General features: G+C 71.9%; 24 protein-coding genes and 1 pseudogene. 12 read left to right on the top strand and 13 right to left on the bottom strand.

The window, feature by feature from the left end:
• From ABZT06_RS05965 to ABZT06_RS05975, 3 genes are all read left to right on the top strand, one after another.
• On the top strand, positions 1 to 2388 hold the full coding sequence (locus tag ABZT06_RS05965) for a molybdopterin cofactor-binding domain-containing protein (RefSeq protein WP_355735426.1): 2388 nt from the start codon (positions 1 to 3) through the stop codon (positions 2386 to 2388).
• Between the two features lie 158 nt (positions 2389 to 2546).
• A complete protein-coding gene (locus ABZT06_RS05970; protein ID WP_355735429.1) occupies positions 2547 to 4004 on the top strand; it encodes an NCS2 family permease in 1458 nt (485 codons plus the stop codon).
• Positions 4005 to 4050: 46 nt separating this feature from the next.
• A complete protein-coding gene (locus ABZT06_RS05975; protein ID WP_355735432.1) occupies positions 4051 to 5205 on the top strand; it encodes an XdhC/CoxI family protein in 1155 nt (384 codons plus the stop codon).
• Here ABZT06_RS05975 and ABZT06_RS05980 read toward each other — a convergent pair.
• Both ABZT06_RS05980 and ABZT06_RS05985 read right to left on the bottom strand, forming a co-directional pair.
• Positions 5157 to 6470, bottom strand: a complete 1314-nt coding sequence (locus ABZT06_RS05980) for a lanthionine synthetase LanC family protein (RefSeq protein WP_355735435.1) — start codon at positions 6468 to 6470, stop codon at positions 5157 to 5159. The two genes, ABZT06_RS05975 and ABZT06_RS05980, sit on opposite strands and share 49 nt — an antisense overlap.
• Positions 6471 to 6492: 22 nt before the next feature.
• Positions 6493 to 6924 (bottom strand): SRPBCC family protein, encoded by a 432-nt coding sequence (locus tag ABZT06_RS05985; RefSeq protein ID WP_355735438.1) that lies wholly within the window; start codon positions 6922 to 6924, stop codon positions 6493 to 6495.
• Between the two features lie 156 nt (positions 6925 to 7080).
• On the opposite strand from ABZT06_RS05985, the gene ABZT06_RS05990 reads away from it, so the two are divergent.
• Positions 7081 to 7653 (top strand): HAD-IIIA family hydrolase, encoded by a 573-nt coding sequence (locus tag ABZT06_RS05990; protein WP_355735441.1) that lies wholly within the window; start codon positions 7081 to 7083, stop codon positions 7651 to 7653.
• A gap of 3 nt (positions 7654 to 7656) precedes the next feature.
• On the opposite strand, the gene ABZT06_RS05995 is transcribed toward ABZT06_RS05990, so the two are convergent.
• The 3 genes from ABZT06_RS05995 to ABZT06_RS06005 form a co-directional block, all read right to left on the bottom strand.
• Positions 7657 to 7965 carry a DUF3040 domain-containing protein gene (locus tag ABZT06_RS05995; protein ID WP_355735444.1) on the bottom strand — a complete coding sequence of 103 codons (309 nt, stop codon included), beginning with the start codon at positions 7963 to 7965 and terminating at the stop codon, positions 7657 to 7659.
• A gap of 155 nt (positions 7966 to 8120) precedes the next feature.
• Entirely contained in the window at positions 8121 to 8741 is a 621-nt protein-coding gene (locus tag ABZT06_RS06000; protein ID WP_355735446.1) for a DUF305 domain-containing protein, read from the bottom strand.
• A 54-nt stretch (positions 8742 to 8795) separates the two neighbouring features.
• Positions 8796 to 9185, bottom strand: a complete 390-nt coding sequence (locus tag ABZT06_RS06005; protein WP_355735449.1) for a DUF6153 family protein — start codon at positions 9183 to 9185, stop codon at positions 8796 to 8798.
• A gap of 186 nt (positions 9186 to 9371) precedes the next feature.
• Between ABZT06_RS06005 and ABZT06_RS06010 the strand changes: the two genes are divergently transcribed.
• Entirely contained in the window at positions 9372 to 10235 is an 864-nt protein-coding gene (locus ABZT06_RS06010) for an isocitrate lyase/phosphoenolpyruvate mutase family protein (protein WP_355735452.1), read from the top strand.
• Here ABZT06_RS06010 and ABZT06_RS06015 read toward each other — a convergent pair.
• The 4 genes from ABZT06_RS06015 to ABZT06_RS06030 form a co-directional block, all read right to left on the bottom strand.
• Positions 10198 to 10836 (bottom strand): hypothetical protein, encoded by a 639-nt coding sequence (locus tag ABZT06_RS06015; RefSeq protein ID WP_355735455.1) that lies wholly within the window; start codon positions 10834 to 10836, stop codon positions 10198 to 10200. The genes ABZT06_RS06010 and ABZT06_RS06015 overlap by 38 nt on opposite strands.
• A 93-nt stretch (positions 10837 to 10929) precedes the next feature.
• The gene (locus ABZT06_RS06020) at positions 10930 to 11625 is read right to left on the bottom strand and encodes a DUF1775 domain-containing protein (RefSeq protein WP_355735561.1); all 696 of its coding nucleotides are present in this window, start codon (positions 11623 to 11625) and stop codon (positions 10930 to 10932) included.
• Between the two features lie 177 nt (positions 11626 to 11802).
• Positions 11803 to 12429 (bottom strand): hypothetical protein, encoded by a 627-nt coding sequence (locus tag ABZT06_RS06025; RefSeq protein ID WP_355735458.1) that lies wholly within the window; start codon positions 12427 to 12429, stop codon positions 11803 to 11805.
• A gap of 73 nt (positions 12430 to 12502) precedes the next feature.
• Positions 12503 to 12727: a twin-arginine translocase TatA/TatE family subunit gene (locus tag ABZT06_RS06030; RefSeq protein ID WP_355735461.1), complete on the bottom strand. Its 225-nt coding sequence runs from the start codon at positions 12725 to 12727 to the stop codon at positions 12503 to 12505.
• A 226-nt stretch (positions 12728 to 12953) separates the two neighbouring features.
• Here ABZT06_RS06030 and ABZT06_RS06035 point away from each other — a divergent pair, with 226 nt between their 5' ends.
• From ABZT06_RS06035 to ABZT06_RS06055, 5 genes and pseudogenes are all read left to right on the top strand, one after another.
• Entirely contained in the window at positions 12954 to 14270 is a 1317-nt protein-coding gene (locus tag ABZT06_RS06035; RefSeq protein WP_355735464.1) for a hemolysin family protein, read from the top strand.
• Positions 14267 to 15289 carry a hemolysin family protein gene (locus ABZT06_RS06040; RefSeq protein WP_355735466.1) on the top strand — a complete coding sequence of 341 codons (1023 nt, stop codon included), beginning with the start codon at positions 14267 to 14269 and terminating at the stop codon, positions 15287 to 15289. Before ABZT06_RS06035 ends, ABZT06_RS06040 begins: the two co-directional genes overlap by 4 nt.
• A 222-nt stretch (positions 15290 to 15511) precedes the next feature.
• Positions 15512 to 15998 (top strand): annotated as a pseudogene (locus ABZT06_RS06045) (CBS domain-containing protein); the annotation flags it as partial.
• 161 nt (positions 15999 to 16159) lie between these two features.
• On the top strand, positions 16160 to 17611 hold the full coding sequence (gene rox / locus ABZT06_RS06050; RefSeq protein ID WP_355735469.1) for a rifampin monooxygenase: 1452 nt from the start codon (positions 16160 to 16162) through the stop codon (positions 17609 to 17611).
• Between the two features lie 17 nt (positions 17612 to 17628).
• Positions 17629 to 17820, top strand: a complete 192-nt coding sequence (locus ABZT06_RS06055) for a hypothetical protein (RefSeq protein WP_355735472.1) — start codon at positions 17629 to 17631, stop codon at positions 17818 to 17820.
• A 322-nt stretch (positions 17821 to 18142) separates the two neighbouring features.
• On the opposite strand, the gene ABZT06_RS06060 is transcribed toward ABZT06_RS06055, so the two are convergent.
• The gene (locus ABZT06_RS06060; protein ID WP_355735475.1) at positions 18143 to 18493 is read right to left on the bottom strand and encodes a helix-turn-helix domain-containing protein; all 351 of its coding nucleotides are present in this window, start codon (positions 18491 to 18493) and stop codon (positions 18143 to 18145) included.
• Positions 18494 to 18623: 130 nt separating this feature from the next.
• On the opposite strand from ABZT06_RS06060, the gene ABZT06_RS06065 reads away from it, so the two are divergent.
• A complete protein-coding gene (locus ABZT06_RS06065; RefSeq protein ID WP_355735478.1) occupies positions 18624 to 19343 on the top strand; it encodes an ANTAR domain-containing protein in 720 nt (239 codons plus the stop codon).
• A 265-nt stretch (positions 19344 to 19608) separates the two neighbouring features.
• On the opposite strand, the gene meaB is transcribed toward ABZT06_RS06065, so the two are convergent.
• Genes meaB through ABZT06_RS06080 form a run of 3 tightly spaced genes read right to left on the bottom strand, consistent with a single transcriptional unit; the run spans position 19609 to position 24592 of the window.
• The gene (gene meaB, locus ABZT06_RS06070; protein WP_355735480.1) at positions 19609 to 20595 is read right to left on the bottom strand and encodes a methylmalonyl Co-A mutase-associated GTPase MeaB; all 987 of its coding nucleotides are present in this window, start codon (positions 20593 to 20595) and stop codon (positions 19609 to 19611) included.
• On the bottom strand, positions 20592 to 22784 hold the full coding sequence (gene scpA / locus ABZT06_RS06075; RefSeq protein ID WP_355735482.1) for a methylmalonyl-CoA mutase: 2193 nt from the start codon (positions 22782 to 22784) through the stop codon (positions 20592 to 20594). Before scpA ends, meaB begins: the two co-directional genes overlap by 4 nt.
• The gene (locus tag ABZT06_RS06080; RefSeq protein WP_355735484.1) at positions 22784 to 24592 is read right to left on the bottom strand and encodes a methylmalonyl-CoA mutase subunit beta; all 1809 of its coding nucleotides are present in this window, start codon (positions 24590 to 24592) and stop codon (positions 22784 to 22786) included. Before ABZT06_RS06080 ends, scpA begins: the two co-directional genes overlap by 1 nt.
• A 104-nt stretch (positions 24593 to 24696) precedes the next feature.
• Here ABZT06_RS06080 and ABZT06_RS06085 point away from each other — a divergent pair, with 104 nt between their 5' ends.
• Entirely contained in the window at positions 24697 to 25047 is a 351-nt protein-coding gene (locus ABZT06_RS06085) for a DUF1801 domain-containing protein (RefSeq protein WP_355735487.1), read from the top strand.
• Positions 25048 to 25137 lie beyond the last annotated feature (90 nt).

Consider the following 25137-nt stretch of genomic DNA (forward strand, 5'->3'; position numbering starts at 1 on the left):
ATGTCCACTCCCAACGGCACTCCCACCAAGATCACCCAGGGTTCGCAGACCAAGGGCGGCATCGGCGAGTCCACGCTCCGCCCGGACGGCACCCTCAAGGTCACCGGCGAGTTCGCGTACTCGTCCGACATGTGGCACGAGGACATGCTCTGGGGGCAGATCCTGCGCTCGACCGTCGCGCACGCCGAGATCGTGTCCATCGACACCAGCGAGGCCCTCGCCCTGCCGGGCGTGTACGCCGTGATGACGTACGACGACCTGCCGACCGAGGTGAAGAACTACGGTCTGGAGATCCAGGACACCCCCGTCCTCGCCCACGGCAAGGTCCGTCACCACGGCGAGCCGGTCGCCATCGTCGCCGCCGACCACCCGGAGACGGCCCGTCGCGCCGCCGCCAAGATCAAGGTCGAGTACCGCGAGCTGCCCGTCATCACCGACGAGGCCTCCGCCACCGCCCCCGACGCGATCCTCGTCCACGAGGGCCGCGACGACCACCACGTCGGGCACGTCCCGCACCCGAACATCGTCCACCGTCAGCCGATCGTCCGCGGTGACTTCGAAGAGGCCGCGCGGCAGGCCGACTTCGTCGTCAGGGGCGAGTACACCTTCGGCATGCAGGACCAGGCCTTCCTCGGCCCCGAGTCGGGTCTCGCCGTGCCGGACGAGGACGGTGGCGTCCACCTCTACGTCGCCACCCAGTGGCTCCACTCCGACCTTCGGCAGATCGCTCCGGTCCTCGGCCTGCCCGAGCGCAAGGTGCGCATGACGCTCTCCGGCGTCGGCGGTGCCTTCGGCGGTCGCGAGGACCTGTCGATGCAGATCCACGCCTGTCTGCTGGCGCTGCGCACCGGCAAGCCCGTCAAGATCGTCTACAACCGTTTCGAGTCCTTCTTCGGGCACGTCCACCGCCACCCGGCCAAGCTCTCCTACGAGCACGGGGCCACGCGGGAAGGCAAGTTGACCCACGTCAGGTGCCGGATCGTCCTCGACGGCGGCGCCTACGCCTCCGCCTCCCCGGCGGTCGTCGGCAACGCCGCCTCGCTCGGCATCGGGCCGTACGTCGTCGACGACGTCGAGATCGAGGCCATCGCCCTCTACACCAACAACCCGCCCTGCGGCGCGATGCGCGGCTTCGGCGCGGTCCAGGCGTGCTTCGCCTACGAGGCCCAGATGGACAAGCTCGCCGACGCGGTGGGCATGGACCGGGTCGAGTTCCGGCAGCTGAACGCCATGGAGCAGGGCACGATCATGCCGACGGGCCAGCCCGTCGACTCCCCTGCCCCCGTCGCCGAACTGCTGCGCCGCGTCAAGGCGATGCCGCTCCCTCCGGAGCAGCAGTGGCTCTCGGCCGGCGAGGCGGCCGACGTACGGCAGCTGCCGGGCGGTCTGTCCAACACCACCCACGGCGAAGGCGTCGTCCGCGGTGTCGGCTACGCGGTCGGCATCAAGAACGTCGGGTTCTCCGAGGGCTTCGACGACTACTCGACCGCCCGCGTTCGCATGGAGGTCGTCGGCGGGGAGCCCGTCGCCACCGTGCACACGGCCATGGCGGAGGTCGGCCAGGGCGGGGTCACCGTCCACGCGCAGATCGCCCGCACCGAGCTCGGCGTCACGCAGGTCACCATCCACCCCGCGGACACCCAGGTGGGTTCGGCGGGTTCGACCTCGGCCTCCCGCCAGACGTACGTCACCGGCGGCGCCGTCAAGAACTCCTGCGAGCTCGTCCGGGAGAAGGTCCTGGAGCTCGGGCGCCGCAAGTTCGGTTCGTACCACCCCGCCTGGGCCACCGCCGAGCTGCTCCTGGAGGGCGGCAAGGTCGTCACCGACGCCGGCGAGGTCCTCGCGGACCTGGCCGACGTGCTGGAGGACGAGTCCGTGGAGGTCGAGGCGGAGTGGCGGCACCGGCCGACCGAGGCCTTCGACCTGCGCACCGGACAGGGCTTCGGACACGTCCAGTACTCGTTCGCCGCCCACCGCGCGGTCGTCGAGGTCGACACCGAGCTCGGTCTGGTCAAGGTGATCGAGCTGGCCTGCGCGCAGGACGTCGGCAAGGCGCTGAACCCCCTGTCCGTCGTCGGCCAGATCCAGGGCGGTACGACCCAGGGCCTGGGCATCGCGGTGATGGAGGAGATCATCGTCGACCCGAAGACGGCGAAGGTCAGGAACCCCTCCTTCACGGACTACCTGATCCCCACGATCCTCGACACGCCGACCATCCCCGTCGACGTGCTCGAACTCGCCGACGACCACGCGCCGTACGGGCTGCGTGGCATCGGGGAGGCACCCACCCTGTCCTCGACCCCGGCCGTCCTCGCGGCGATCCGCAACGCGACGGGGCTGGAGCTCAACAGGACGCCGGTACGCCCGGAACACCTCACGGGTACGTAACCCTCCGGGGGTTGAACCGGTGAGTTTTTCCTGGGGGACTTCGTCCCCCAGGCCCCCCATGTCCGCCCTGGGCCGTCCCCCGGGTCGTGCACATCCCAAATCCCGTGTCCGTAAAGGCGGTTGCACGGGTGTCCCTGTGAACCTTGGGAGACGGCACCATGACCCAGCAGTCCCTGCAACCCAAGACCACCGCCGACGACGCGGGAGAAGGCACCCGCGTCCCGGCCGGCAGGTCCTGGCTCGACCGGTACTTCCACATATCCCTGCGAGGATCCACGGTCGCGCGTGAACTGCGCGGCGGCGTCACCACCTTCATGGCGATGGCGTACATCCTTCTGCTCAACCCCCTGATCCTGTCCGGCAAGGACGCGGCGGGGGACACGCTCGGACAGAAGGCCCTCATCACCGCGACCGCGTTCGCGGCCGCCCTCACCACGCTGCTGATGGGCTTCTTCGGCAAGGTGCCCCTCGCGCTCGCCGCCGGCCTCTCGGTCTCCGGCGTCCTGTCCTCGCAGGTCGTCCCCGTGATGACCTGGCCGCAGGCCATGGGCATGTGCGTGATGTACGGCGTGGTCATCATGCTGCTGGTCGTCACCGGCCTGCGCGAGATGATCATGAACGCGATCCCGCTGGCCCTCAAGCACGCGATCACCATGGGGATCGGCCTGTTCGTCGCCCTGATCGGCTTCTACAAGGCCGGCTTCGTCCACCAGGGCAGGTCGACCCCGGTCACGCTCGGCCCGACGGGTGAACTCGCGGGCTGGCCCGTGCTGTTGTTCGCCGTCACCCTCCTCGCGATCTTCATGCTCCAGGCGCGGGGAGTGCCCGGCGCGATCCTCATCGGCATCCTCGGCGGGACCGTACTCGCCGTCGTCCTCAACGCGGCCGGTGCCGTCGCGCCGAAGCAGTGGGCGAGCGGCGCCCCCGAACTGCACGGCAGCGCGGTCTCCATGCCGGACTTCTCCATCTTCGGGAAGGTCGAGTTCGGTGGCTGGGGCGAGGTCGGCGCGATGACGGTCGGCATGATCGTGTTCACGCTGGTGCTCGCCGGGTTCTTCGACGCGATGGCCACCATCATCGGCGTCGGCACCGAGGCGAAGCTCGCCGACGCGCAGGGCCGGATGCCGGGCCTGTCCAAGGCCCTGTTCATCGACGGCGCGGGCGGTGCGATCGGCGGGGTGGCGGGTGCCTCCGGGCAGACCGTCTTCGTCGAGTCGGCCACGGGGGTCGGCGAAGGCGCCCGTACCGGCCTGTCCTCCGTCGTCACCGGCCTGTTCTTCGCCGCCTGTCTGTTCTTCACCCCGCTCACGGCGATCGTGCCGGGCGAGGTCGCGGCCGCCGCCCTCGTGGTGATCGGCGCCATGATGATGATGAACGCCCGCCACGTCGACTGGGCCGACCGCGCCACCGCGATCCCGGTCTTCCTGACCGTCGTGATCATGCCGTTCACCTACTCGATCACCGCGGGCGTCGCCGCGGGCGTCATCTCGTACGTGGCGATCAAGGTCGCCCAGGGCAGGGCGCGGGAGATCGGCGCCTTCATGTGGGGACTGACGGCGATCTTCCTGGTGTACTACGCCCTCAACCCGATCGAGAGCTGGATGGGCGTGCACTAGCCGCCCGAACACACCCGTACGCAACCGCTGACAAGGAGACCGAGACATGCTGGACATCGCCGACGAGCTGCACCGGTGGGTCGAGCAGGGACGCGACTTCGCCGTGGCCACCGTGGTGGCCGTCGGCGGCAGCGCGCCCCGCCTGCCCGGCGCCGCCCTCGCGGTGGACGCCGACGGCACGGCGATCGGCTCGGTCTCCGGCGGCTGTGTGGAGGGCGCGGTCTATGAGCTGTGCCAACAGGCCCTGGAGGACGGGGAGTCGGTCCTCGAGCGTTTCGGCTACAGCGACGAGGACGCCTTCGCCGTCGGCCTGACCTGTGGCGGCGTCATCGACATCCTCGTCACCCCGGTCCGGGCGGCCGACGCCGTCCGCACGGTGATCACGGCCGCGCTCGAAGCCGCCGCGAAGGGACAGCCGGCGGCGCTGGCGCGAATCGTCTCCGGGCCGCGGGAACTCGTCGGCCGCGCGCTCGTCGTACGCCCCGAGGACCTCGCCGGGTACGGCGGTTTCGGCGCCCATCCCGAGCTGGACCGCACGATCGCCGCCGAGGCCGGCGCCTTCCTGGACGCGGGGCGCACCGGCACCCTGGAGATCGGTGAACAGGGCTCGCGCTGCGGCGCCCCGCTCACCGTGCTCGTCGAGTCCTCGGTGCCACCGCCCCGGATGATCGTCTTCGGCGCGATCGACTTCGCGTCGGCGCTGGTGCGGGTCGGGAAGTTCCTCGGCTACCGGGTCACCGTGTGCGACGCGCGCCCCGTCTTCGCGACCGAGGCGCGCTTCCCGGAGGCCGACGATGTGGTCGTCGAGTGGCCGCACCGGTACCTGGAACGCACGGAGGTCGACGCCCGGACCGTCCTGTGCGTCCTCACCCACGACGCCAAGTTCGACATTCCCCTGCTGCGCCTGGCCCTCAGGCTCCCGGTCGCCTACGTGGGCGCCATGGGCTCCCGCCGCACCCACCTCGACCGCAACGAGCGTCTGCGTGAAGTCGGCGTGACCGAGCTGGAGTTGGCACGGCTGCGGTCACCCATCGGCCTGGACCTCGGCGCCCGTACGCCCGAGGAGACGGCCCTGTCCATCGCCGCGGAGATCGTGGCGGCCCGGCGCGGCGGCAGTGGGGTCTCCCTCACCGGCGCGCACACGCCGATCCATCACGACGTGACATCGGAACCGGTCCGCCGGATCGGTTCGGTGGCCTGAGCGGACACCTGGGGCTGGTCCGGCCACGCGAAGGCGTACCGCGCGTCGCCGCCCCGGCTCAGCCGGACGAAGCGGAGCAGTTCACGCACGATGCCCGCGCCACCGTGGGCCCAGCCGGTGCGGGGTTCGAGGTCGCTCGGGGTGGCCCGGTGCTCGACGTTGGACCAGCGGGCACCGTCGGTGTCCCGGACCGCGCGGGCGGCGAGGTCCGCGACGAGGACCCGCGCGAAGCCGTACGCCTCCTGCTCTGCGGCTCCTTCGGCGATCCGGTCGCAGGCCAGGGCGAGGACGCCCGCTGTGCCGCAGCAACGGCCGTGGTTGTCCCAGAACCCGGGCCGCAGACGCTGCGGGAGCCCGGAGCGGGTGACGGTGTGCCAGCAGCGGTCGGCGAGCGCGGCCCACGCCGGGTCGCCCTGGGTGTCGCGCAGCAGCCGGAAGATCTGGGCGTCACCGGCGGGGCCGTGGCACCAGCCGTAGCTGAACGGCTCGATCAGGTCCGGCAGGTACTGCGGGGTGGAGTGCGGGACCAGGAAGCCGTCCGGGCCGCCCTCGTCGCGGGCCACGACGTCCGCGACCCCCGCCAGCGCCAGGTCGGCCAGGTCGGCGCGGCCGGTCGCGTGGCCGATCCGGGCCAGCGCGTAGGCGATGCCCAGCGCGCCGTGGGACATGTGGTGCAGGCGGGAGTCCGTGCCCGGGCGGTGCGGCCAGGTGACACCCCACGGGGTCCTCTCCGCGGCCCGCAGATAGGGCTCCACCGCGAGGACGGCGAACTCCGGGTCGCCGACCGCCAGGGCGGCCAGGCCGATCCCGCCGTTGCCGCCCATCAGCTCGAACAGCTCGCCCCAGCGCTCCCCGTCGAAGCGCGAGCGCACGAGAGCCATCGCGCGGTCGGCCGCCGTACCGCAGGCGGTGTCGCCGAGTTCGTCGCACAGGGTGTGCAGGACCAGGGCGATGCCCGACCGGCCGAAGTACAGAGAGTCGTCCTCGTACCCGTCGACGGCGGCGGCCAGACCGCGGCCCGCGCGGAGTGCCAGATCGGCGTAGGAGTCGTCGCCCAGATGCCGCCACGCCTCCAGAAGCGCGGAGACGATCCCTGCCGTGCCGCTGTAGAGGGTCGGGTCGGTCTTCTCCTGAGAGGGCGCGCTCGGCCAGGCGAGACCGCCGTCCGCGGTCTCCCGCGCGTCGGACACCAGCCGGCGCAGCCCGTCCACCGCGAGCTCCTCGACCTCGTCCACCTGTACTGTCGTACCGTCAACTGCCTTCATGGCGCCCACTGTTGCATGCCGCTCAGGCCCACCGCAGCAGCCGGTTCAGCGCCCGCCCGAACACCGACCGGGCCGCCATGCCCAGCAAGGGTTCGGGCAGCAGGGGAACCCGCAGTTGCTCCCGCCAGACCACGCGCGCCCGGCCTCCCGGGCCCGGATGCACCTCAAGTTCGGCCCAGCCCCGCACGATTCGCCCGCGCTTCTCCAGCCGGCACAGGCCGGACACACCCTCCGCCGGCGGGCGCCAGACCGTGACCTCCATGGTGTCGTCGAAGCCGAGCGGGCCGATCCCCGAACGGGCGACGACCAGCGTGCCCTCGGCCGTCGGCCCCGGCGGCACGACGGTGACGCGCGTCAGGGGGACGACCTCGCCGTGGCGAGGCCACTCCGTGAGGCGGCGCCAGGCCTCGTCCTGGGAGAGCGGGGCCGTACGTTCGAGGAGGAAGGTGACCACGAGCTGATCTTAGGGAATCCGTCCTGCTCAGCGGGGATTCCCTGGGGGTCTCACATACTTGGCGCAGCAGCGTATGGGTGGGAAAGCCGCATGGACCGACCGCACGCGGTTACTCGCGGAGGGGAAGAAGTGCACGCGAGAGCCGGGAGGTGGCTCATGACGCACGTGCGTACGGTGCTGTTCGACCGTGCCGGCATCCTCGCCGAAGACACCCCGGACCCCGACCGGGTGCGCCCGGCGCCCGGGGCCCGTGAGGCGCTCGGCCTGCTGCGCCGGCGCGGCGTCCGCACCGGGTTCGTCGCCCTGCGACCGGGCATCGGGCACGGGCAGGTCAGCGACGCCGACGTACGGGCCGTCAACCAGCGCGTCGACGAACTCCTCGGCCCTTTCGACATCTGGGGAGTGTGCCCCCATGGGCCCGACGACGGCTGCCACTGCCGTCCACCCGAACCGGGCCTGATCCTCTGGGCCGCGGGCCGGGTGTGCACCGCGCCGGCCGACTGCGCGGTCGTCGGCACCGCCGCGGACGCCGAGGCCGCGGCCCGGGTGGGCGCCCACGGGATCCTCGTACCGGACGAACGGACCGGGCCTGAGGAGACGGCACGGGCCGATCATGTGGCGCCGGACGTCCTGACCGCCGTACGCGCGCTGCTCACCGGGCCACCGCAGGGGCGGGTCCTGGTCGACGAGCGGCCGATCGAGGCGGCCTTCGAGAACGGCGAGGCGTGAGGCTCAGGGTTCGGTCCAACGGCACAGCAGCCGGAACACGGCGAACAGGGCCGGTGGCCAGACGGCCGCGAAGGCCCAGATCACCCCGGGCCGCGAGGTGACGATGCCCGTCACCATGAGCGCGATCGCGACGGTCAGCAGCAGACCCACCGTCAGGACGCGTGGCCGGTAGTGCGTTACCCGGGACAGGTCCGGCCGCCGGCGCAGCCGTCCTGTGCGCATCCGGCGGTCCAGCCGGCGGTCGCGGCGCAGGGCGCGTTCCATCTCGTCGAGAACGCGCTGTTCGTGATCGGGGAGTCGCCCTGTCGTCACTGTCGCTCCTCGTGGATCCGCAGAGTTCTTCTACAGGTGCCCGGAGAAGGACCCGCGAATCGTCCGCCGTTCGGCGTGCAAGGTGGCGTCCCCATGGGAAACGGCCGCGGTGCCCGCGCCGGCCGGCACGGGCACCGCGGCGACACGCGGGTATGTCAGTTCTCGCCGAGGAGCTTCTTCATCTCGCCGATCTCGGCGTTCTGCGCGGTGATGATGTCACCGGCCATGGCCGTCGCCGCCGGGTCTGCGCCCTTGGCCTTCTCGGTGGTGGCCATCTCGACGGCGCCCTCGTGGTGCTCGACCATCATGGTCAGGAACATGGAGTCGAAGTCCTTGCCGGACATCTTCTTCAGCTTCTCCATGTCGGCGCCGTCCATCATCCCGGCCATGCCGGAGTGTGCCGAGTGGTCCATGCCGGGCATCGCCTCGGGGACCTTCTCGTCCCAGGTCTTCAGCCAGCCGGTCATGGTCTCGATCTCCGGGCCCTGTGCCTTCTCGATCCGGGCGGCGAGGTCCTTGACCTCGGTGGAGGAGGCCCGGCCGTCGGCCAGTCGCGCCATCTCCACGGCCTGCTGGTGATGCGGGATCATGCCCTGCGCGAAGGAGACGTCCTGGGTGTTGTGGGCGCCGGCCGAGGTCTCGGCGGACACCGAGGGTGACGAGGCTGCCGATCCGCTGTCGTCGCTGTCGCCGCCACAGGCGGTGAGGGTGAGGGCGGCGCTCACGGCGACCGCCGCGAGACAGGCACGGCGGATCAGGGTACGGGTGGTGCGCATGCTGGAACTCCAGTGCTGTGAAAGGTGATCTGGACGTGGCGGAGCACGCCGTGTCTAGATCCGCAGGAGCTGGAGTTCCGCGAGGGAGGGCGGTGCGCGGGCGCCTTCCTGGGCCGCGGTCGTCTGAGCGCACAGGGGAGTTGTGCCCAGGGCGCCTCCCGACGGGTCGGGAACGAGCGCGGGCAACGCGGGCCCGCCGCTCACCGCCCCCGACGCACAGGTCGCGTCGGCGTGGTGGAGATGGCCCGAGCCACAGCCGTCGTGACAGACCGTGTCGACGGCGGTGGCGGCAGCCGTCGCCATGTGCGCGGACCTGCCCTCGTGCCCGCCGATGCCGCCACCGGGCGCCAGGGCGTGCATGCCCAGCACCCCGACGAGCAGCCCGAGCACGAGCAGCGCCCGCCACAGGGGCGGACGCGCGGTGGGCTGCTCGGAGCTGGTCATCGGGCTCATCCTAGAGGGGGCTGTGCCACGGCTGTGCATCCACGCCGTCCGCCCTACGTACGGGCGAGCACCGCCCGCCGTTCAGAGGGGCATCGGGACCAGGCCGTAAAAGGAGTCGGCCCCGCGCGTCCTGCGGCGTACGTTCTCGGGGAGCCCGTCGAGGGGCGGCGGGCCGGGAAGGACCGAGTGGACACCGACAGCCGAGCCAAGGCACAGCGCTTCGCCGATCTGCACCGGGAGGGCTGCTTCCTGCTCCCCAACGCGTGGGACGTGGGCAGCGCCCGGATCCTGGAGGCGGCCGGGTTCCCCGCCGTAGCGACCACGAGCGCGGGCGTCGCGTTCTCCCTCGGACGGCCCGACCACGACTTCTTCGCCGAACAGCCGCCCGAGGACCGCGTCGACCGCGCGACCATGCTGCGCCGGGTCGGTGAGATCGCGGGCGGGATCGCCGTGCCGCTGAGCGCGGACCTGGAGGACGGGTACGGCGAGTCGCCCGAGACCGTCGCCGGCACCGTCGCGAAGGCTCTCGCCGTCGGAGCGGCGGGCGGCAACATCGAGGACTTCACCGGCGACCGCACCCGTCCCCTCCACGACGAGAAGCTCTCCGCCGACCGTGTCCGCGCCGCCCGCGAGACGTTGACGGCCGACGGCGAGCCCTTCGTCCTGGTGGGCCGCACGGACGCGCTCCTGGTCGGCGGCACGCTCGACGAGGCCGTACGGAGGGCCAACGCCTACCTGGAGGCCGGCGCCGACTGCGCGTTCGTCCCCGGCGCCGCCGACGCCGGGACCATCGGCACGCTGGTCCGCGAGATCGACGGCCCGCTCAACGTGGTCATGGGCCTGACCGGCACCGCGCTCTCCCTCGACGACCTTCGCGCACTCGGCGTCCGGCGGGTGACGGTCGGCGGCAGCATCGCCCGTGCGATGTACCGCCGTCTGCTCGACGCAGCACGGGAGTTGGCCGACCTGGGCACCTTCTCCTACGCCGCCGACCAGCTCTCCCAGACGGAGCTCAACGACCTGTTCCGGCAGAACGGGAAGCAGGGCTAGCGGCAGGGCTGGAGGGCGGCACCACACAGCTCGGCGCCTCGGGGGCGTCCTCCGCGTGCCGGGTCAGCGCGCAGACCGTCCGCAGGCCGACCTTCCAACCGCCGTCCTGGAGTACGGCCGTCCCCGGACCGCCGGTGTCCAGCCGACGCCCCTCGCGGGTGAGGTCGTAGGCCACCTCGGCGTGCACGTCCGAGGTGTACGACACGGAGGTCACCTCGGCACGCAGCTTGCTGCCGCTCGGGTCGCGGAAGAGGTTGTCGATCATCAGGGCGTTCTCGTCGCCGTCCTCGACGACATCACTGCGCTGGTCCAGGGAGGACTTCGGGTCGAAGAGCACCGTCCACGCCTCCCGGATGTCCTGCTCCGCCTGCTCAGGATCCGAGGGCGCGGTCGCAGTCGGTGAGGGGGAGACGGTCGGCGAGGGGGAGCCCCCGGCCGTGGTCGCGCCCGGCGATCCGGCGGCGGAGGACCGGGCCGTCCGGGACGCCCCGGCGTCACCGCCGCCGTCGTGGTCGTCGCAGGCTCCGGTGAGGACGAGGGCGGTGACGGCCAGGGCCACCGCCCAGGTCCCGTGCCGTGCAGGGGAGTTCGCGCAGGTCATGGCACTCCATCTCCGGGTACGCCGTGTGGCTGGCCTACCCGGAGGCAGGGGATTCATCCGGGGCCCGCGGGAAAACCCCCGGACCGGGTGCGCCTACTCCTCGGCGCCGCCCCGCCGCCGTACCGCGAGGACCACCGCGGCCACCGCCACGAGGATGCCCACGCCGATGCCGGTCCAGGCACCCGCGGACAGCCCGCCCTCGTCGTCCTTCTCGGTGTCGGCGGCCCGCGGGGAGGCCGCGGGCGTCGTTTCCACGGCTGTCGGGGCCGGGCTCTCGGAGACGCTCGGGGAGGGGCTGAGCGGCTTCGCGCCCGGTGCCGCCGCCTTCAGCTTCAGTGTCGGCGCCGGGTTCTCCCCGTTCTCGTCCAGCTCGATCCAGCGGTCGACGTGCCCGTCGCCGTAGGTCTGGAGGGTCTTGAAGGGCACCTCCTCCGCGTCGGGCAACTGCCGTACGACGACGGAGTACTCGGCGCTCTCGCCGGTCTTCAGTTCCGTGCCCTTGACGGTGTAGCCGTCGTCGGTCGCGCTGAACCTCCAGCCCTCGGGGCCCTTGCCGTACGTCACGTCGGCCGGGGCGATGCCCTCGGGCAGGACCACTCGGACCTCCTTGATCCCGGAGCTGTCGGACTCGGCCTCGGCGTGGAAGGAGACGGTGACGTGCTCGGCGAGGGCCTGCGCCTTGTCGGCCTCGACCTCGGTGTGGGCGGCGGCCGGAACGGCGGTGAGGAGTACGGCGGTCGCGGCTCCGGCGGCCGCGACGGACAGCCGGGACAGGGCGATACGAGACAGGGCGATACGAGACAGGGCGATACGAGACAGGGCGATACGGGACGAGGCGATACGGGTCGGGACGATACGGGACAGAGGGGTGCGGGTCATGGGGATACGGGACATGGAGCTCTCCAGGCAGGGTGGCACGGCGGGGCGGCCGTCCGGCGTGGGCCGGACCGGCGTCCCGGGGGGTCGTCAGTGGGCGAGAACTGCGCTCGCCGCCGGAGGACCCCGCCGTACCACCGCGTGCGCCAGCAACGGCTGTGCGGTGAGCGGCCGGTCGTCGTACGCCGGCACGACGACCGCCGCGGCCGTCGGTGCGGGTGACATGGGCCGGGTGAACAGCAGCCGCGCGGCGGCCAGTCGGTCCCGTACCGCGTCGAGTGCTGCCGTCACCCCGCGGGCCACCGTCCAGCAGGCCGCGTCCGCGCGGTGCAGCAGTACGGCGACGAGCGCGGCGACCAGCGAGTGGGCCGCCGTCATGGCGAGGGAGCCATGGAGCCGCTGGTGCCACGCCGCGTGGGTGTCGGGCAGGTGTCCGCCGGGGTGATGCGGGGCCGCGGTGAGCGTCAGCCACAGATGCAGCCCGGACTGTCCCGCGACACTGCACGCGACGACCGTCGCCAGGCTTCTGGGCCGCTGCACACCGATGAGACCCACCGCGAAGAGCACTGCCGCCGCGGCGGCACCGTGTCTCCAGGGCACCGGGCCCTCGGCGAGCAGATGGTGCGCGCTGACCCCGAGGACCGTGCCGACGACGGCGAACACCGCTGCCCGTAGTACGGGCAGCGGCGCGCGGGTCGTCGTGGCCGGCGGGTGCATGATCCGCTCATCATGGATCATCGCGGGGCCGGTCGGCAGGGAAACCGTGGACGGCGTACGGACGCCGGGTGCCTCAGTGGGTGCCGGGCCCCGGCTCGGTCTCCCCGGCGGTCCCGGGCCGCAGGACCTCTCCCTGGATGACCTGGGGTTCCGGGCGGCCCTCCTTCGCCGCGCGGGCCTCCGCCTTGAGGATGCGTGCCGACCTGCCCGCCGTGCGGGTCAGCTCCGGGCCCTTCTTGACGGCGATGACCGCGATGACGACGAGCAGGATGATCGCGAGTTCGCTCAGTCCGAACATGGAGAAGGCCTCCGTCAGGGTGACACCGAAGTCGGACGCTGTGCCCGCCGGACCGGCAGCGTACCCCGCACCCCGACGGCCCGGGCTCTCCTTCTCCTTTGCTCATCCTTTACTCTTGAGTGGCACGTCCCCGACCGACGAGAAGGAGCCACAGTCCCGCGATGGGTGAGCCTCCCAGTACCAGCCGCGCCGTCCGCCGCCCGAGCAGGGGAGCGGGGGTGACCCGGTGACCGAGATCCTGCTGCTCGTGCTGGCCCTGCTTCTCACGCTGGCCTGTGCCGTCTTCGTCGCGGCCGAGTTCTCCTTGACCACCGTCGAGCGCGGAGACCTGGAGCGCGCCGCCGAGGCCGGTGAGCGGGGTGCCGACGGCGCGCTGAAGGCCGTACGCCGGCTGACCTTCCAGCTCTCCGGCGCCCAGCTCGGCATCACGGTCACCTCGCTGGTGATCGGCATGCTCGCCGAGCCCTCCCTCGCGGCGCTCCTCAAGGGCCCGCTCGAGGCCGCCGGCCTGGGTGGGGCCGCCGCTCCGGTGGCGACCGCGCTGGGTGTGGCCCTGTCCACCGTGGTGCTGATGGTGGTCGGTGAGCTGGTGCCGAAGAACTGGGCGATCTCCCGCCCGCTGGCCGTCGCCAAGGTCGTCGCCGGGCCCCAGAGCGCCTTCACCGCCGTCTGCGGCCCGTTCATCCGCCATCTCAACGACACCGCGAACCGTTTCGTACGCCGCTTCGGCCTGGAGCCCGCCGAGGAGCTGGCCTTTGCCCGCAGCCCCGAGGAGCTCGTCGCGCTCGCCGAGCACTCCGCCGCCGAGGGCGCCCTGGAGGCCGACTCCGCCGAACTGTTCGTCCGCACCCTGCACCTCGGCGAGCTGACCGCCGAGAACGTCATGACACCGCGCGTCGACGTCAAGGCCCTCGAAGCCCACGCCACGGCCGCGGACGCCGCGAACCTCACCCACGCCACCGGCCTGTCCCGCTTCCCGGTCTACCGCGACAGCCTGGACGAGGTCATCGGCACCGTGCACATCCGCGACGTGCTCGCCCTGGAACCGGCGAAGCGGGCCGCCACCCCCGTCACCGACCTGGCCACCGCGCCCCTGCTGGTCCCGGACAGCCTCACCGCCGACCGGCTCCTGCAGCGGCTGCGGGCCACCCGCACCATGGCCGTCGTCATCGACGAGTACGGCGGCACGGCGGGGGTGGCGACCGTCGAGGACATCGTCGAGGAGGTCGTCGGCGAGGTCCGCGACGAGCACGACCCCGTAGAGACACCTGATCTGCGGTCCGCCGGTGACGGGGCGTGGGAGGCCGAGGGGTCCGTTCGCGTCGACCGGCTCGGCGAGATGGGGCTCACGGCGCCCGAGGGGCCGTACGAGACCCTGGCAGGACTGGTCGCCACGCTCCTCGCGCGCATCCCCGCCAAGGGCGACGGCGTCGAGGTGGAGGGCGGCTGGCGCATCGAGGTACTGGAGGTCGGCCATCACCGGGCCGACCGCGTCCGGATCACCGCCCCGGCCCTGGTCCGGACGGGGGAGGAGGCCCGATGACCACCGTCCAGCTGCTCGTCGGAGCGCTGACCCTGCTGACCAACGCCTTCTTCGTGGGCGGCGAGTTCGCCCTGATCTCCGTGCGCCGCAGTCAGATCGAGCCACGTGCGCGTGCGGGCCACAAGCGGGCCCGGATGACCCTGTGGGGTCTCGAACACCTCTCCGCGATGATGGCCACCGCCCAGCTCGGCATCACCGTCTCCTCGCTGGTGCTCGGCGCGGTCGCCGAACCGGCCGTCGCGCACCTGCTGGAGCCCGGCTTCGAGGCGGCCCGCGTCCCGGACGGCCTGGTCCACCCGATCGCGTTCGTGATCGCCCTGTCGCTGGCCACCTATCTGCACATGCTGATCGGCGAGATGGTGCCGAAGAACATCGCGCTCGCGGCCCCCGTGCCGACCGCGCTGCTGCTCGGACCCCCACTGGGCGCCCTCACACGGGCGTTGAAGCCCTTCGTGTTCGGCGTCAACGCCTTCGCCAACGCCCTGCTGAAGCTGCTGCGCGTCGAACCCAGGGACGAGGTCGAGTCGGTGTTCACCGATGACCAGCTCGCCCGCATGGTCGTCGACGCGAGTGAGGCCGGGCTGCTCTCGCCCGCCGACGGCGAACGGCTGCGGGACGCGCTGGAGCTCGGCACCCGGCCGGTCGGCGAGATCCTGGTCCCGGTGCCGAAGATGCGGACCGTCGACGCCTCGGTCACCCCGGCCCGCCTGGAGCGGGTCGCCGCCGAGGCGGGCTACTCCCGCTTCCCGGTCACCGGCCCGGACGGCACCCTGCTGGGCTATCTGCACATCAAGGACACCCTCGGTGTCACCGACCGCGACCGCCCCTTCCCGCGCACCACCCTGCACCCGGTCACCCGGGTCCGCATCGACACCCCGCTGGACGACACCCTCACCGCGCTGCGCGCCGACGGGAGTCATCTGGCGGCGGTGACGGGGGAGGCGGGGGCCGTCCTCGGCTTCGTGACCATGGAGGACGTCCTCACCGAGCTGGTCGGGCCGACACCGGCCGCCGCGTGACCGCCGGGCGGCCACGCCGCCCGGCCGGCGGATCCGGGGAACGCCGCATGCGACCCGGCCGTTCACACACCGCGCATCGCACACCGCACCGCTACTGAAGGAGCAAGCCCGTGTCCGCCACCCCGACGGACTCCCGCCCGACGCGATCGGCCCGCCGTTGAGTACCACGAGTGCCCTGCTGGGCCTGCTGGCCGTGTTCCTGCTGACCGCCGGCACCGGCTATTGCACAACCGGGAGCAACTCACCCATCTCGTCGAGGAGTCGGAGCGTCTCGGACTGATCAGCGGAGCCGACTCGGAACTGCTCACCCGGTCGCTCACCGAGCCCGAGACCCCGGTCGGCGAGCTCCGCGTCCCGGCCGCGAAGATCACTCGGTGCCCGGCACCGCCGGACTCGACGTCGTCCTGCGCACGGCCGCCGACCACGACCGCACCCGCATGCTGGTCCGCGAGGGCGACCTCGTGCTCGGCTCGCTCCATGCCCGCGACGCCCTGGTCGCCCGTGCGCGGGGCCGTACGGTCACCGCCCGTACCCTCGCCCGCCCCGTCCCGGAGCTGACGGAGGACATACCAAGGTCGCCGACGCGATCGACCTCCTGCGCCGCAACCGGGCCTCCCTGGCGGTCGTACGCGACGGGGCCGGCACCCTCACGGGCCTGGTGACGCTCGACGACCTGCTGGCGCGGTACCTGCAACGGGCACATGAGTAAGGACAAGGAGGTCATCGCCTCCCTGCCCTCTTCAACGTATAGCTCACGGGGGGCCTTGCGACAAGGCCCCGGTGGTGCCGCACAATCTCCGTCCGAGGCCGGAACCTGCGGAAACAGGTGATTCGCGGAGTGCGCGGCGCTCGCTCTTGAAGGGGGATCCGGTGTACGACGTGATCATCGCGGGTGGCGGGCCGACCGGTCTGATGCTGGCCGCCGAGTTGCGGCTGCACGGTGTGCGGGTGGTCGTACTGGAGAAGGATGCCGAGCCGACCGAGGTCGTCCGCTCGCTCGGCCTGCACGCACGCAGCATCGAGGTGCTGGACCAGCGCGGAATGCTGGAGCGGTTCCTCGCGCACGGACGGCAGTTCACGGCAGGTGGGTACTTCGTCGGCATCGACAAGCCCTGGCCGGACGGGCTGGACAGCGCGCACGCCTACGTCCTCGCCATCCCGCAGACCGTCACCGACCGTCTGCTGGCCGAGCGTGCCGTCGAGCTCGGCGCCGAGGTCCGGCGCGGATGTGAGCTGGTCGGGCTGAGCCAGTACGTCGACGTCGATGGGGCCGGGGCCGGGGTGAGCGTAGAACTCGCCGACGGCACACGGCTGCGCGCGCGTTATCTCGTCGGCTGCGACGGCGGCCGCAGCACCGTGCGCAAGCTGCTCGGGATCGGCTTTCCCGGCGCACCCGCCAAGACCGAGACGCTGCTCGGCGCGATGGAGGTGGGCGTGGCTGCGGAGACGGTCACCGCCGTGGTGACCGAGGTCCGCCGGACCCAGAGGCTGTTCGGTCTCGGGCCCGTCGGGGACGGGCTGTACCGGGTCGTGGTGCCCGCCGAGGGGGTGAGCGGGGACCGCTCGGTCGCGCCGACCCTCGACGAGTTCAAGCGACAGCTCCGGGCGGTCGCCGGCACCGACTTCGGCGTGCACTCGCCGCGGTGGCTCTCCCGCTTCGGCGACGCCACCCGGCAGGCCGAGCGCTACCGGGTCGGCCGGGTGCTGCTCGCCGGGGACGCGGCCCACGTCCACCCGCCGGTGGGCGGACAGGGCCTCAACCTCGGTCTCCAGGACGCGTTCAACCTGGGCTGGAAACTGGCCGCGGAGGTCGCCGGGTGGGCGCCCGAAGACCTGCTGGACAGCTACCACGCCGAACGGCATCCGGTCGCCGCCGACGTCCTGAACAACACCCGCGCGCAGATGGAGCTGCTGTCCACCGAGCCCGGACCGCAGGCGGTGCGTCGGCTGCTGTCCCAGCTGATGGACTTCGACGAGGTGAACCGGTACCTGATCGAGAAGATCACCGCGATCGGCGTCCGCTACGACTTCGGCGAGGGCCACGAGCTGCTCGGCCGACGCCTGCGGGACCTGAAGCTGCGGCACGGCCGCCTCTACGAGCTGACGCGCGCCGGCCGAGGACTGCTCCTCGACCGGACCGGGCGCCTCTCGGTCGGGGGCTGGGCGGACCGGGTCGACCATGTCGTGGACACCGGCGAGGAACTGGCCACCCCCGCCGTACTTCTGCGGCCGGACGGCCACGTGGCGTGGGTGGGCGAGGACCAGGGCGACCTGCTGGACCGGCTGCCCAGGTGGTTCGGTTCGGCCGTCTCTGCGGGCTGACATGAGTCGGCCGCGGAGTGCTGGTCGGCCGGCCGGGGCGGCTGTCGGTCGGGGGCTGGGCGGACCGGGTCGACCATGTCGTGGACACCGGCGAGGAACTGGCCACCCCCGCCGTACTTCTGCGGCCGGACGGCCACGTGGCGTGGGTGGGCGAGGACCAGGGCGACCTGCTGGACCGGCTGCCCAGGTGGTTCGGGGCGACCGCCTGAGCTAGCTGTCCGCACGAGGGCGGGCGCCCGCGGTGGGTGCCGGCTCTCGTCGCCGGCCTCGTCCTGCTGGACTTCGTCCGAGGGCGACCTCAGACGGTCGCGGGCAGGATGTGGTCGCCGTCTTGTCCGTGCTCAGGCACAGCGAGCAGACCACCGCGTCGTGCGTGGCGCAGGCGGCCAGGTCGGGGCGCACCGAGGCGGCTGGGTGTCATGGCCGCGACGTTTCTGACCTCACCGCTGCTGATCGACGCCACGGGGTGGTGGAACAGGAGCAGGAGTGCGACCTGGTGCGACGCGGGCCTGGTTCCGTACGCCGTGCGGGTCAGGCGGGGGTGTGCCGCCGGCTGTCGGGGAGCGAGAGCGGGCTGCGGTCGGCCTCATCCTGGACCAGCAGGGAGAGCAGTGACGCCACCGTCAGGCCGGCCTCGGCGGGGTGGCGCAGGACCTTGCCCGGGTCGATGCGGTAGGTGTTGGTGCGCCCCTCCCGCACGTGCGAGAGGTAGCCGTCCTGCTCCAGGTCGGAAATGATCTTCTGCACGGCGCGCTCGGTGAGCCGGCAGTGCGCGGCGATGTCGCGGATCCGGGTGCTGGGGTTGTCGGCGATGGCGGCCAGCACCCGCGCATGGTTGGTGACGAACGTCCATCCGGTGTGAGACTCGGGCACTCCATCCATGGCAGCAGTCTACCGACCTATCATTCACGCATCCAAAAACCTGAACTTCATTTCATGTATTGATTGACGTATGTTGGCGGTGAAGGGGAATCTGAGGGAAGAGGCAGCCGAGCACATGAGGGAGAGGGCCATGCCGAAACCTGCGCACTCGGCGCAGCCCCTCACCACACTGGACGCGCGCCCGCCCTGTCTGGCCACGATCAAGGCTGTGGTGGCCGGGGAAAGGGCGGTCGTCACCTGTCGCGGGGAGTTCGACATCGGAGCTCAGCGGCTCCAGGCCGAGCTCTACGCCGCTCTCGACCGCTCGGCCACCGGGGTGGACCTGGATCTCGGCGAGGTCACGTTCTGCGACTGCGCCGGCCTCAACGTCCTGCTCGGCCTGCGCCGGGTGGCCCTCGACCAGGGCAAGACGGTCACCGTCAGGGCCTCCAGTCCGACCGTCGCACGCCTGCTCGACCTGACCGGGGGCCGGGAGCTGTTCGTGACCGAGAGTTCTGGAAACCCCGCCGGTTCGGACACCCCGGCCGCCGAACCCGTCCCCGTCGAGGAGGAGCCGCTCCAGGCCGTGGACGTCGACCAGGAACTGCGCCTGGAGGTCGACCAGCTGCGCCGGGCGATGCGGACCCGGCCGGCCATCGACGTGGCCCGCGGGATCGTCATGGCCTCCTTCGGGCTGAGCGCGGAGGACGCCTGGACGGTGCTCGTCACCGCCTCCCAGAACACCAACACCAAACTGCACCACCTCGCACAGGACCTGATGGGCGCCATCCACGGAACTCCGGTGCCGGAGCAGGTGCAACAGCAGATGGCGTCGGCGGTCGCCAAGGTGCGGGAGGCGGGGCCGGACTAGCAGGGCCGGTCTTCACCGGGTGCGCGAACTCCGTCACGGGCTGGGTGGGCCGCGGTGGTCGTGGTCTTGGCGGGTTGTGTGGACGCCGGCGGCCGGGGTCTACGCGGCCCGGGCTCCGGCGGCCTCGATTTTCACCGGCAAGGTGAACTCAGCTGCCTTGCCGGACCTCGACGAGACCACGGCCAAGGCGGGCTACGAAGTCCACGTACCGGTGACGGGCCCGGGAATCTTCGGCCATCCCCCGTCTCGACGCGCACCTGCGCGGTCAGTCGCCCGCCGTGCCGCCGAACGCCTCGAGGATCCGCTCGGCGGCCAGCGTGGCCGTCAACCGGCCGTCCCTGACCTGCTGTTCGAGCTCCGGGGCGAGGGACTGGACGGCCGGGCTGGCGTGCAGCCGGCCGAGGAGCTCGTCCCGGACCATCGCCCACGCCCAACCGACCTGCTGGTCCCGCCGCTTGGCGGTGAGCCGTCCCGTGGAGTCGAGAAGCGTCCGGTGTTGTTCCAGGCGCTCCCAGACCACGTCGAGCCCGGTCGCCTCGCGGGCGCTGCAACTGAGCACCGGTGGAGTCCAGAAGGCATCCTTGCCGTGCATGAGCCGCAGGGCACCCGCCAGTTCACGCGCGGCCGCGCGGGCATCGCGCTCGTGCGGGCCGTCCGCCTTGTTGACCGCGATCACGTCGGCCAGTTCCAGGACACCCTTCTTGATGCCCTGCAGTTGGTCACCCGCGCGGGCCAGGCTCAGCAGCAGGAAGGAGTCGACCATGTCCGCGACCGCGGTCTCCGACTGCCCGACGCCCACCGTCTCGACCAGGATCACGTCGTAGCCGGCGGCCTCCATCACGACCATCGACTCCCGGGTCGCCTTGGCCACCCCGCCCAGGGTGCCCGCACTGGGGGAGGGCCGTACGAAGGCGGCCGGGTCGACGGCCAGGCGCTCCATGCGGGTCTTGTCGCCGAGGATCGAACCCCCGGTACGGGTGGAGGACGGGTCCACCGCGAGTACCGCCACCCGGTGCCCCAGCGAGGTCAGCATCGTGCCGAACGCGTCGATGAACGTCGACTTGCCCACGCCCGGCACCCCGCTGACCCCGATCCGCCGCGCCCGGCCGCTGTGCGGGAGCAGCTCGGTGAGCAACTCCTGGGCCAGCGACCGGTGTCGGGGATGGGTGGACTCGACGAGGGTGATGGCGCGGGCCACGATCGCCCGCTTGCCGTCGAGGACACCCTTCACATACGCGTCGAGATCGATCACTGCCCGTGCCCGAGGTCGGCCGACAGACGCTCCACCAGGTCGAAGGCCGCGTCCGGGATCACCGTCCCCGGCGGGAACACGGCCGCGGCGCCCATCTCCAGGAGCGTCGGCACGTCCTGCGGAGGGATCACCCCGCCCACCACGATCATGATGTCCTCCCGGCCCTCCTCGGCCAGCGCCTCCTTCAGCGCCGGTACGAGGGTGAGGTGACCGGCCGCCAGGGACGAGACGCCGACGATGTGCACGTCCGCCTCGACGGCCTGGCGGGCCACCTCACCCGGGGTCTGGAACAGCGGACCGACGTCGACGTCGAAGCCGAGGTCGGCGAAGGCGGTGGCGATCACCTTCTGGCCGCGGTCGTGGCCGTCCTGGCCCATCTTGGCGACCAGGATGCGCGGCCGGCGGCCCTCGGCCTCCTCGAAGGCGTCCACCAGCGCGCGGGTGCGGTCCACGTTCTCCGACTCCCCTGCCTCGTTGCGGTACACGCCGGAGATCGTACGGATCTGGCTCGCGTGCCGGCCGTAGACCTTCTCCAGGGCGTCGGAGATCTCACCGACGGTGGCCTTCGCGCGGGCCGCGTGCACGGCCAGCTCCAGCAGGTTGCCCTCGCCGTCGGCGGCCCGGGTCAGCGCGTCGAGGGCGTCCCGGCACGCGGTCTCGTCCCGCTCCGCCCGCAGCCGCCGCAGCTTCTCGATCTGCTGGGTCCGCACGGAGGAGTTGTCGACCTTGAGGACCTCGATCGCCTCGTCCGTCTCGACCCGGTACTTGTTGACGCCGATGACCGGCTGGCGGCCGGAGTCGATACGGGCCTGGGTGCGGGCCGCGGCCTCCTCGATGCGCAGCTTGGGGATGCCGGCGTCGATCGCCTTGGCCATGCCGCCCGCCGCCTCCACCTCCTGGATGTGCTGCCAGGCCCTGCGGGCGAGGTCGTACGTCAGCTTCTCCACGTACGCGCTGCCGCCCCACGGGTCGATGACCCGGGTCGTGCCCGACTCCTGCTGGATCAGCAGCTGGGTGTTGCGGGCGATGCGCGCGGAGAAGTCGGTGGGCAACGCCAGTGCCTCGTCGAGGGCGTTGGTGTGCAGCGACTGGGTGTGGCCCTGGGTCGCCGCCATCGCCTCGACACACGTGCGCGTGACGTTGTTGAACACGTCCTGCGCGGTCAGCGACCAGCCCGAGGTCTGTGAATGGGTGCGCAGGGAAAGGGACTTGGCGTTCTGCGGGTCGAACTGCCTCACGAGCTTCGCCCACAGCAGCCGCGCCGCCCGCAGCTTGGCGATCTCCATGAAGAAGTTCATGCCGATCGCCCAGAAGAAGGACAGCCGGGGCGCGAACGCGTCCACGTCCAGGCCCACTTCACGGCCCGCCCGGATGTACTCGACGCCGTCCGCGAGCGTGTACGCCAGCTCCAGGTCGGCCGTCGCACCCGCCTCCTGGATGTGGTATCCGGAGATGGAGATCGAGTTGTAGCGGGGCATCCGCTGCGAGGTGAAGGCGAAGATGTCGGAGATGATCCGCATCGACGGCTTCGGCGGATAGATGTAGGTGTTGCGGACCATGAACTCCTTGAGGATGTCGTTCTGGATGGTCCCGGCCAGCTTCTCGGGCGGCACACCCTGTTCCTCCGCCGCCACGATGTACAGCGCCAGCACCGGCAGCACGGCGCCGTTCATCGTCATCGACACGGACATCTTGTCCAGCGGGATGCCGTCGAACAGCTGCCGCATGTCGTAGATCGAGTCGATCGCCACGCCCGCCATGCCGACGTCACCGGTCACCCGGGGGTGGTCGCTGTCGTAGCCGCGGTGCGTGGGCAGGTCGAAGGCGACCGACAGGCCCTTCTGGCCGGCCGCGAGGTTGCGCCGGTAGAAGGCGTTGGACTCCTCGGCGGTGGAGAAACCCGCGTACTGGCGGATCGTCCAGGGCTGGTTGACGTACATCGTCGGGTACGGCCCGCGCAGATACGGGGCCACCCCCGGGTACGTCTCCAGGAAGTCCAGGCCCTCCAGGTCGGCGCCGGTGTAGAGCGGCTTGACCTCGATGCCCTCCGGTGTCTCCCACACCGGGTCGGCCCCCTGGGTGGCGTTCTTCACCGCCGTACGCCACTCGTCGGCGCCGCCTGCGGAGGCCGGGGTCCCCAGCTCGATGCCGGTGAAGTCGGGGACGGAAGGGCCGGCGGGGGCGGTCATCAGGACACTCCCATGCGGTCGAGGGTGGCGGTGAGCACGGCGACGGCGTCGCAGCCGGCGAAGACGTAGGAGTCCACGCCGGCGTACTCGCCGGGCCGTCCGGCGAGGAACACGTGCCGTGCGCCTGCCGACTTGAGGGCCTGTACGACGTCGTTGGCCCGCTCCTCGTACAGGGCGTCGCTGGAGCACAGGCAGACCTCGGTGGCGCCGCTCTCCTCGAAGGTGCCCTCGGTGACCGGCTCGATCCCGCCGGCCTGGAAGAGGTTGGCGGCGAACGTCAGGCGCGCGGTGTGGGCGGCGGCGGGGCCGAGCGCGGCCAGGAAGACCCGGGGCCGGGCCCCGGTCGCCGCGAGGTGGGCGTCGGAGCGGGCGCGCAGCTCCTCGTACGCCTCGTCGCGTCGCACACGCGGCAGACCGCCCGTCCGGGGCTCGGGGGCGGGTGCGCGCTGCACTGGCTTCTCGCCGAGGTGCGGGAACTCGCTGACGCCGGTGATGGGTTCGCGCCGGGTGGCGAGCTTCTTGGAGCGCTGCGCCCATGTCGTCGCCAGGTCGGTGCGGAGCCGGCCGGAGCGCAGGACGGCCGCCTGGCCGCCGTCGCGTTCGATCGTCCGGAAGAACCGCCAGGCGGCCTCGGCGAGTTCGTCGGTCAGCCGCTCCACGTACCAGGAGCCGCCCGCCGGGTCGATCACCCGGGACAGGTGCGACTCCTCGACCAGGATCGTGGAGGTGTTGCGCGCGACGCGGCGCGCGAACGCGTCGGGCAGCCCGAGAGCGTGGTCGAACGGCAGCACGGTGACGGCCTCCGCGCCGCCCACCCCGGCGGCCAGGGTGGCGATCGTCGCGCGCAGCATGTTCACCCAGGGGTCGCGGCGGCTCATCATCACCGGCGACACCACGGCGTGTTGCACCTGCGCACCGGCACCGGGCGCCCCGCACACCTCGGCGACCCGCGCCCACAGCCGGCGCGCGGCCCGCAGCTTGGCGATCGTCAGGAACTGGTCGGCGGTCGCCGCGTACCGGAACTCCAGCTGCGCGCAGGCCTGTTCGACGCCCAGCCCGGCCTCGGTCAGCTCCCGAAGATAGGCGACACCGGTGGCGATCGAGGCGCCCAGCTCCTGCGCGGCCGAACCGCCGGCCTCGTGGTACGGCAGCGCGTCCACGGTCAGCGCGCGCAGCCCCGGGTACTCCTGGGCGCACCGCAGCGCGAGCGGGACGAACGGCGCGAAGTCCAACTCCTCACCCGTACGGGCCTCGTGGCCCAGGGGGTCGGCGCCGAGGTTGCCGCGCGCGGCCTCGCGGGCGATGCCGCGTTCGTCGTAGAGACGCAGCAACTCCTGTGCGGCCGGGACGACTTGGCTGCCCGCGTCGAGGACGACCGGTGCGAGGTCGAGGTAGACGCCGTCGAGGACCCCGGCGAGCGAGGCGACCGGGATGCCGCCCTCGCCCGCGACGAGCCACAGCGAGGTGACGCCGTTCTCCAGGTCCGTGAGCACCGCGGTGTTGTCGGCGACCGCGTGCCGCTGCCGTACGTCCCAGCCGCCGGTGGTGTTCCCCTCGGCGCGGGCGCCACGCACGAACGGAGCGAAGCCGGGGAATCCGGGATCGGGTGCGGCATCGTGCGCTGTGTACAGGGGGCGGGTGCGCAGCCCGTCCTCGAGCGCGGTGGACAGGGCGTCCTCCGCTGCCGCGCCGGAGACTTCCTTGCCCGACTTGCGCAGGACACCCGCCACCAGGCTGTGCCACTGATCAAGGTTCGCGTCAGGGAACTCGGCGGCCAGCGAGAGCCCGTCGTCAGGCAGGACCGTCATGCTCGGATGCTAGGCCAGATGACCAAAGGAGCAGCAGAGGGCACGGCTGTGACCTTGCCCGCAACGACACTGTGACGCCCGTCTCCCCTGTACAAATAGGGCGTATGAACGCCGAAGCGCAGACCTACATCGACGCGATCGCCCCCGAGCACCGCCCGCTGTTCGACCGGGTGCACCGGCTGATCCTGGGGGCGTACCCCGAGGCGGACGTCGTGCTGGCCTACGGGATGCCGACGTACCGGGTCGGCGACCGCAGGCTGCACGTGGGCGTGTGGCGACACGGCGTCTCGCTCTACGGCTGGGACCAGGACGCCGGCGCGGACCTCCTCTCCCGGCACCCGGAGCTCCTCAGCGGCAAGGGCACCATCCGGCTGCGGTCCCAGGAGGCGGCGGACGTCACCGACGAGGAGCTGGGCGCTCTCGTCCGTGCCTCGCTGGGACCGGACGCGCCCTAGGCAGTGTCTTCAAAAGATCTTGCGTGGTGGATCATGGGCGGGTGATACGTCGCCATGAACTGTCGGACGCTGAGTGGGAGTTCGTGCGGC

This window comes from Streptomyces sp. NPDC005483 (assembly GCF_040606035.1).
Taxonomy (GTDB): Bacteria; Actinomycetota; Actinomycetes; order Streptomycetales; family Streptomycetaceae; genus Streptomyces.

Coding starts and splice junctions, on each gene's coding strand:
- ABZT06_RS05980 (WP_355735435.1), bottom strand. CDS start 6,470: ATGAAGGCAGTTGACGGTACGACAGTACAGGTGGACGAGGTCGAGGAG.
- ABZT06_RS06065 (WP_355735478.1), top strand. CDS start 18,624: ATGCCGAAACCTGCGCACTCGGCGCAGCCCCTCACCACACTGGACGCG.
- ABZT06_RS06060 (WP_355735475.1), bottom strand. CDS start 18,493: ATGGATGGAGTGCCCGAGTCTCACACCGGATGGACGTTCGTCACCAAC.
- ABZT06_RS05990 (WP_355735441.1), top strand. CDS start 7,081: ATGACGCACGTGCGTACGGTGCTGTTCGACCGTGCCGGCATCCTCGCC.
- ABZT06_RS05975 (WP_355735432.1), top strand. CDS start 4,051: ATGCTGGACATCGCCGACGAGCTGCACCGGTGGGTCGAGCAGGGACGC.
- ABZT06_RS05970 (WP_355735429.1), top strand. CDS start 2,547: ATGACCCAGCAGTCCCTGCAACCCAAGACCACCGCCGACGACGCGGGA.
- ABZT06_RS06000 (WP_355735446.1), bottom strand. CDS start 8,741: ATGCGCACCACCCGTACCCTGATCCGCCGTGCCTGTCTCGCGGCGGTC.
- ABZT06_RS06040 (WP_355735466.1), top strand. CDS start 14,267: ATGACCACCGTCCAGCTGCTCGTCGGAGCGCTGACCCTGCTGACCAAC.
- scpA (WP_355735482.1), bottom strand. CDS start 22,784: ATGACCGCCCCCGCCGGCCCTTCCGTCCCCGACTTCACCGGCATCGAG.
- ABZT06_RS06025 (WP_355735458.1), bottom strand. CDS start 12,429: ATGCACCCGCCGGCCACGACGACCCGCGCGCCGCTGCCCGTACTACGG.
- ABZT06_RS05965 (WP_355735426.1), top strand. CDS start 1: ATGTCCACTCCCAACGGCACTCCCACCAAGATCACCCAGGGTTCGCAG.
- ABZT06_RS06005 (WP_355735449.1), bottom strand. CDS start 9,185: ATGACCAGCTCCGAGCAGCCCACCGCGCGTCCGCCCCTGTGGCGGGCG.
- ABZT06_RS06080 (WP_355735484.1), bottom strand. CDS start 24,592: ATGACGGTCCTGCCTGACGACGGGCTCTCGCTGGCCGCCGAGTTCCCT.
- ABZT06_RS06015 (WP_355735455.1), bottom strand. CDS start 10,836: ATGACCTGCGCGAACTCCCCTGCACGGCACGGGACCTGGGCGGTGGCC.
- ABZT06_RS06030 (WP_355735461.1), bottom strand. CDS start 12,727: ATGTTCGGACTGAGCGAACTCGCGATCATCCTGCTCGTCGTCATCGCG.
- ABZT06_RS06085 (WP_355735487.1), top strand. CDS start 24,697: ATGAACGCCGAAGCGCAGACCTACATCGACGCGATCGCCCCCGAGCAC.